The sequence below is a fragment of the Streptomyces sp. NPDC058964 genome (assembly GCF_042741275.1).
GTDB lineage: Bacteria > Actinomycetota > Actinomycetes > Streptomycetales > Streptomycetaceae > Streptomyces.
Genome location: NZ_JBHYKH010000539.1, coordinates 1 through 5,997 on the forward strand (window position 1 = coordinate 1; position 5,997 = coordinate 5,997).

At 72.4% G+C, this 5,997-nt stretch carries 5 protein-coding genes and 1 pseudogene; 2 read left to right on the top strand and 4 right to left on the bottom strand.

What is annotated here, in order from left to right:
• The 3 genes and pseudogenes from ACFW2E_RS39520 to ACFW2E_RS39530 form a co-directional block, all read right to left on the bottom strand.
• Positions 1–107: pseudogene (locus ACFW2E_RS39520) on the bottom strand (SHOCT domain-containing protein); the annotation flags it as partial.
• Positions 108–206: 99 nt separating this feature from the next.
• Positions 207–839, bottom strand: a complete 633-nt coding sequence (locus ACFW2E_RS39525) for an HdeD family acid-resistance protein (protein ID WP_384474710.1) — start codon at positions 837–839, stop codon at positions 207–209.
• 144 nt (positions 840–983) lie between these two features.
• Positions 984–1,181 carry a hypothetical protein gene (locus ACFW2E_RS39530; RefSeq protein WP_384474713.1) on the bottom strand — a complete coding sequence of 66 codons (198 nt, stop codon included), beginning with the start codon at positions 1,179–1,181 and terminating at the stop codon, positions 984–986.
• A gap of 233 nt (positions 1,182–1,414) precedes the next feature.
• Between ACFW2E_RS39530 and ACFW2E_RS39535 the strand changes: the two genes are divergently transcribed.
• On the top strand, positions 1,415–3,529 hold the full coding sequence (locus tag ACFW2E_RS39535; protein ID WP_384474716.1) for a SpoIIE family protein phosphatase: 2,115 nt from the start codon (positions 1,415–1,417) through the stop codon (positions 3,527–3,529).
• A gap of 5 nt (positions 3,530–3,534) precedes the next feature.
• Here ACFW2E_RS39535 and ACFW2E_RS39540 read toward each other — a convergent pair whose 3' ends face one another.
• The gene (locus ACFW2E_RS39540; RefSeq protein WP_384474719.1) at positions 3,535–4,884 is read right to left on the bottom strand and encodes a hypothetical protein; all 1,350 of its coding nucleotides are present in this window, start codon (positions 4,882–4,884) and stop codon (positions 3,535–3,537) included.
• A gap of 132 nt (positions 4,885–5,016) precedes the next feature.
• On the opposite strand from ACFW2E_RS39540, the gene ACFW2E_RS39545 reads away from it, so the two are divergent.
• Positions 5,017–5,997, top strand: a 981-nt coding sequence (locus ACFW2E_RS39545) for a PP2C family protein-serine/threonine phosphatase (RefSeq protein ID WP_384474721.1), incomplete at its 3' end; no start/stop codon positions are given.

Below are 5,997 nucleotides of genomic sequence, written 5' to 3' on the forward strand. Positions count from 1 at the left end.
ATCTTGAAGAGCAGGACGAACCACATGATCCACAGGAAGAACCAGAGCATCGTCCAGAAGGCGCTCAGCAGCGGATAGTCGTACGCGAGGTAGGTGTACGCGGCCACTTGTGTCCTCCTCCGTCCGGGGGGACGCCCCGCCGGCGGTCCGGCCCACCAACAGCGTGACCGCCGCGGCGGTCACGGCGCCTCACCCGACGGGGGTGATCAGCCCCGCGTTCTGCGGATCGCGGACCGCAGGGCGAAGGCCACCGCCAGCTCCACCAGTCCGAGCAGCACCAGCCACAGTCCGAGGAGCCGGGTGAGGGCGACCGCGGACTCGGTGGGCAGGGCGAGGACCACGATCCCCGCGGCGACGCCGAGCGCGCCCGCGCCGAAGACGACGCCCCGGTGCGCGAGGTCCTTGAAGGCGATGGCGGTGTAGAGGGTCAGGATCCCGGACACCAGCCAGGTCACGCCGACGATCAGGGAGAGCGCGGCGATGGTCTGGAGGGGGTGGCGCAGGCACAGCACGCCGGCCACGACGAACAGCATCGCGAGCAGGACGCGGGCGAGCCGCTCGCCGTGCGCATCCCGGGCGAACGCCGAGACGAACCGGAACACCCCTCCCAGCAGCAGGTACAGGCCGATGACGACCGCCAGCACGTGCAGCGTCTCGTCGGGCCAGACCAGGATCAGGATGCCCGGGATCAGGGTGACGAGCGCCGTGCCCAGCGCCCACAGCCACGACGCGCCGACGGCGGCCACGACGTCCAGAGGGTCCCCCTCCGGCCCAAGAGCCGTGCCGTCGGGGGCCGGCTCCGGCCCGGCACCCGGTCCCGAACGAGGCGGTACGGTCATGGCTCCTCCTCGCCTGATGGGGGGCGGGTCGGGTACGGGCCCCCGACGTCACGGTGTGCAGGGACCGCTCCGGTCCCAGCGTCCGCCACCGCGTCCCTGCCCGGCTCACCCGCGGCGGGTGAGACGCGCGGAGACACCGCCCGCTCACTCGGGCAACTGGCGCATCTCCAGGACGTGCAGCCCCAGCGACTGGCAGCGGGCCAGCAACCCGTAGAGGTGCGCCTCGTCCACGACCGGGCCGAACAGCAGAGTCTGATCGGACACGACCACGTGGTCGAGCTCGGGAAAGGCATCGGCGAGCGTCTCCGACAGGTGTCCGTCGATGCGGATCTCGTACCGCATGAGCTGCTCTCCCCGCGGGTGGGCGTGTGGCGCAGGCGAACTGTGTGCTTCACCGCGATCCTCCGCCGCGACGCGCCGCCCGGCCTCACCCGGGACAGGTGATACGGCGGAACGCGGGCACCGGACGGTCGTCCGGCGCCCACTCGGGTACCGCGCCCCACCAGCGCCGCCGAGCCCCGAATGCGACGGCCCCGAGGGCAAGGCACGCTGGGAGGTGCGCGGGAGCCTGGGAGGTGGTCTCCGTGGTGCACGGCGGTCCGGGCGAACAGGTGGACGAGAGAACCGCCTCGATGCTGGAGGCCTTGTTCACCCAGTCACCGGTCGGACTCCATCTGCTCGACGCCGATCTGCGCTTCGTCCGGGTCAACACCGCCACACCGGTCATGCAGATCGTGTCGCTGGACGACGTGATCGGCCGGCCGGTCAGCGAAGTCTACGACCGGTTGAGGGGCGAGGGCTTCGAGGAACGGGGCGTCGAGGCAGCGCTCCGCACCGTGCTGGAGACCGGGATCCCGCTGCGTGAGCAGATCGTCCGGGTGCGCATCAAGGCGGACCCGATGCGGGTACGCCACTTCGAGATGACCGCGCTGCGCCTGCAGGACCCGTACGGCACGGTGCTCGGCCTGGCCGTCACCTCGGTCGACGTCACCGAGCGCGAGTCGGCCCGGGCCCGGGCCGAGGTCCTCGACAAGGTCCGCCGGAACGTGGGACGGACCCTGGACCCTGCAGTGACGGGTCAGGAACTCGTCGACGCCCTGGTGCCCACGTTCGCCGACGTCGCCATCGTGGAAGTGGTGGACGACGTGATCCGCGGCGACGAGCCGCCGATCGCCCCGCTGCCCCAGGAGACGCCGCTGATGCGCACGGCGTTCCGCAGCGTGAACGCCCGGTCGGCGCAAGCGCACCCGGTCGGTGACGTACGGAGCCTTCCGGCCCCCACCCCCTACACCCAGGCTCTGGCCGACCTGCAGCCCCGGGTGGTCCAACTCGAGCCCGACGCCCCGTGGTTCCGCGTCGATCCCCCGCGCGCGGAGGCGATCCGCTCGTCGCGGGCCCACAGTCTCCTCACCGCCCCCCTGGCCCTGCGCGACAGGGCCGTCGGCCTCGTGAGCCTCTACCGCACGGGACGGACGCCCCCCTTCGACGAGGGCGACCGCGAACTCGCCGTGGAGCTGGCCGCGCACACGGCCCTGTGCATCGACAACGCACGGCGCTTCACCCGGGAACACGCCGTCGCCGCCACGATCCAGCGCCAGCTGCTGCCGCGTGTCCCCGAGAGCCACGCGTCCCTCGAGACCTCGTACCTGTCCGTCACCGGCGCCGATCCCGGGGCCTGGTACGACACCATCGCCCTGTCCGGCGCCCGCACCGCGCTCATCGTGGGAAGCGTGTCCGGGCACGGTCTCAACGCGGCGGCGACCATGGGACAGCTGCGCACGGTCATCCGATCCCTCGCCGCCTTCGACATCGCGCCGGACGAGCTGCTCGCCCGGCTGCACGACACGACGACCCATCTGGCCGCGGAACGGGCGAACCTCCCCCTGGGCGACCCGCTGCGCCGCGAGACGCTGACCGCCGACTGCGTGTACGCCATCCACGACCCGCTGACCGGCAACTGCGTGATGGCCGGAGCGGGCCGGCCGTCCGCCCTTGTCGTACGGCCCGACAGCACCGTCACCGTCCCCGATCCGCCGTCCGGGCCGCGTCTGGGCACGGACGAGGACACGCCGTTCGCGTCCGTCGAGTTCGAGGTGCCCGAGGGCAGTGTCCTGATCTTCACCAGCGATCCGCTGCTCACCGCGTACCTCGCGGAGTCCCCGGGGCCTCTGCGGTCGGCACCGGACTACCGCGACCGCCCGCTCCAGGACCTCTGCGACGCGATCGTGTACTCGCTCCCGCCCGGCTTGTGGGCCGGGGAAGCCGCGGTGATCGTCGCACGGGTGCGCACCCTCCCCTCCGACCGGGTCGCCACCTGGCGCCTCGATTCCGATCCCGCCTCGGTGGCCCTCGCCCGGCGCCGCGTGCGCGCCCAGCTCACGGCCTGGGGGGTGGACGAGGAGACCGCGTTCAACACGGAGCTCATCGTGAGCGAGCTCGTGACGAACGCCATCCGGTACGCGGACCCGCCGCTGCAGCTCCGTCTGATCTACGACCGCAGCCTGACCTGTGAGGTCCGCGACGGCGGATCCGCCGCGCCGCATCTGCGCCACGCCCGCACCGTCGACGAGGGCGGCCGGGGTCTGTTCATCGCCGCACAGCTGGCCGAGGCATGGGGCACCCGGTACTCGACCGGGGGCAAGACGATCTGGACCGAGCAGACCTTCCCCTCGTCACCGGGCACCGGCTGATCGGATCAGCCCTCCGCGTCACCCCGCGGGCCCGGCGCGGCGGGCCGCTCGCCGGGTGCGGCCCGGCCGCTCGCGGCCAGCAGGGCGAGCACCGCGAGGACGGCGAGCAGGACGAGCACCAGGAGCAGCACCGTCAGCACCGTCGGATGGTTCCACAGGGCGAAGACGAGCGCGGTGATCAGCAGCACGGCGAGGGTGACGGCGTGGCGGTACTGCTGCGCCCACGTACCCGCCCGGCCCGTGCGGATCTGGTGGCCCGCGGCCCACCGGGCCGTGGCGTCGGCGGCCAGCTCGGATCTGCCGCGGACGGCCGTGGGCAGCCGTCCCGGGCCGATGAAGTAGGCGCCGAGCGCGATGACGACACCCAGGACGATCGCCGTGCGCAGGCTGGCGCGCAGGAAGCGCACCAGAGTGTCGAAGATCGCGGACGCGGCCGCCTTCGACTGCACCTGGGGCGAGAGGTGGTCCAGGTAGTAGTGGCGGGCGACGACCAGCCCGATGGCCACGACCAGGCAGGCGAAGGCCGCGCCCAGGGCGGTACGGGCCAGGGCGCGCCGCCGCCCGCGGGCCAGGAACACGCCGCCGGCTCCGATGAGCACGACGATCACCGGGAGCCAGTTGCCGAGCGCGTCCAGCAGGCGGGCGCCCTTGCGGGCCTTGGCGAGATCCTCGGACTGGAAGAGCACCATCTGCTTGTCGACCGTGGGGATGAGCTTCGCGGGTGACAGTCCCGCGTCGACGAGCTGGTTCTTGACCTGCTCGACCGCCGCGCCCACGTCGAGGGTGACGGTGCCGTCGGAGACGCCGACCGCGCCCCGCCCCTTGCCGGTGAGCGCGTGCACGACGGCGTTGTGGGCGGCCCGGTTGGCGTCCGTCCACACCTTGTCGAACACATTGCTCTGCACCACCTTGGTGGCGGCCTTGGTCACGGCCTGGTCGACCGCGGCGTTCAGTTGCGGGCCCAGTCCCTTGAGCGCGTCGGCGGCCCGGGGCGGCAGGCCCTGGGACTCCAGCCAGGTGGCGATGTCGTCGGCCGCCTGCTGTCCGTCGACGTGGACGGCCACGGCGTCCGTGATCCGGTGGACGGCCGCGTCCTGGACGGCGGGTTCTTCGGCGAGGGGCGCGACGGTGGCGACGTACCGGTCGGTGTCGAGCACGATGTCGTGCACCCAGGTCGTCAGCAGGGCGACCGGCACCAGGATGCAGGTGAGCACGATGAGTACGGCCGAGGCGATCTTGCGGGCGAGCCTGCCGACCGTGGATCCCCTCGCCGCCCGCTCGTCTCCGGGGGCTGCCTCGGCGCCGCCCCGGCCCGGACTCGGAGCCGATCCGGGCGGCTCGTGCGCATCACTCATGGGGCCTCCGGCAGGGTGCATGCCTGATCACCCCATTCCGTCAGCGGAGGGACGCCGGAGCACGCCGACGGCGTCCATACGGGCGAGACGGCCGCGATGGCCGGTCAGGCGAGGGTGGGGCACGCTTGAGACGTGGGATTCCGGCGGGGCCTCTCGGATCTGCGGCAGTCCTGGCAATCGAGTCACGCACTGCTGCTGTTGCCGATCGCGCTCATCGTGGTGATCACGGTCGTGGACATCCGCTCGCCCGAGAACATCCATCTGGGGCCCACGCTGGTCATCGCGCCGGCACTCACCCCGTCGTTCGCCGGGCCGTGGGCGACGGGACTGGTCGGTTCGCTGGCGGTGCTGGCGCAGGCCGTGATCGGTGTGTTCCACGGCGGCTTGGGCACCACGAACCACATCGTCCAGCTCGTCACCCTGGCCGTGCTCTCGGTGCTGATCGTCGCCTACTGCGCTATCCGCGAGCGGCACCAGGCCCAGCTGGCCCAGGTCCGGTCGGTGGCCGAGGCCGCCCAGCACGTCCTGATGTGGCCGTTGCCGGAGCAGATCGGCCCCCTGCGGATCGCCTCCTTGTACCTGGCCGCCGAGGAAGAGGCCCAGATCGGCGGCGACCTGTACGCGACCACGAGGGTCGACAACGCGGTACGGGTCCTGATCGGTGATGTGCGCGGCAAGGGACTGTCCGCCATCGGCGAGGCCGCGCTGCTGCTCGGCGCCTTCCGCGAGGGCGCCCACCGGCACACCTCCCTGCCGGACCTGGCCGCCACCCTGGAGCAGAGCGTCACCCGCTACTCGGCCGACTTCGAGTCGCCCGAGGAGGCCGGCGAGCGCTTCGCCACCGCTCTGCTGGTCGAGATCCCCGACGCGGACCCCGTCACCCGGCTGACCAGTTGCGGCCACCCCCCACCGCTGCTGCTCAGCCCGGGTCACGCGGTCACGATCCCGAGTCTGCATCCGGCGCCCCCGCTGGGGGTGCACGAGACGGAGCCCGCGGACTACACGCTGGACGCGTTCTCCTTCGAGCCCGGTGACACCCTGCTGCTGTACACGGACGGTGTCATCGAGGCCCGTGACGCCGCGGGCCGTTTCTACCCGCTCGCGGACCGTGCC

What these genes read in the sequence shown, in the direction of transcription:
- ACFW2E_RS39525 (WP_384474710.1), bottom strand. Translation starts at nt 839, where the DNA reads ATGACCGTACCGCCTCGTTCGGGACCGGGTGCCGGGCCGGAGCCGGCC.
- ACFW2E_RS39530 (WP_384474713.1), bottom strand. Translation starts at nt 1,181, where the DNA reads ATGCGGTACGAGATCCGCATCGACGGACACCTGTCGGAGACGCTCGCC.
- ACFW2E_RS39540 (WP_384474719.1), bottom strand. Translation starts at nt 4,884, where the DNA reads ATGAGTGATGCGCACGAGCCGCCCGGATCGGCTCCGAGTCCGGGCCGG.